The sequence below is a fragment of the Vibrio sp. 10N.222.52.B7 genome, from assembly GCF_041474275.1.
Taxonomy (GTDB): domain Bacteria; phylum Pseudomonadota; class Gammaproteobacteria; order Enterobacterales; family Vibrionaceae; genus Vibrio; species Vibrio crassostreae_C.
Genome location: NZ_JBFRTU010000661.1, coordinates 1 through 329 on the forward strand (window position 1 = coordinate 1; position 329 = coordinate 329).

1 pseudogene is annotated in these 329 nt (G+C 44.4%); it reads left to right on the top strand.

Annotation, left to right across the window (positions count from 1 at the left end):
* A pseudogene (locus AB4512_RS24695) lies at nt 1-329 on the top strand (transposase); the annotation flags it as partial.

A 329-nucleotide genomic window follows, 5' to 3' on the forward strand; every position in this document is an offset into this window, starting at 1 on the left:
CCCATGCTTCTAGAGGTAAACCCAGTAATCGGCGTTATTCTGACGAATATCGCAAAGAGATTCTTTCGACTATCCATAAGCACTATTCTGATTTCTCGCCCACATTTGCACGTGAAAAGATCATAGAAAATCATAATTTAGCTATCTCGTTAGAGACACTTCGCCAATGGATGATTGCCGACAATCTTTGGATCCCGCACTCACAACGAAAACCTAGAGTCTATCAACCTCGTTACCGTCGAGATTGCTTGGGTGAACTTATCCAAATTGACGGCTCCCATCATGACTGGTTTGAAGGCCGCAGCGACAAATGCTGCCTATTGGTGTTC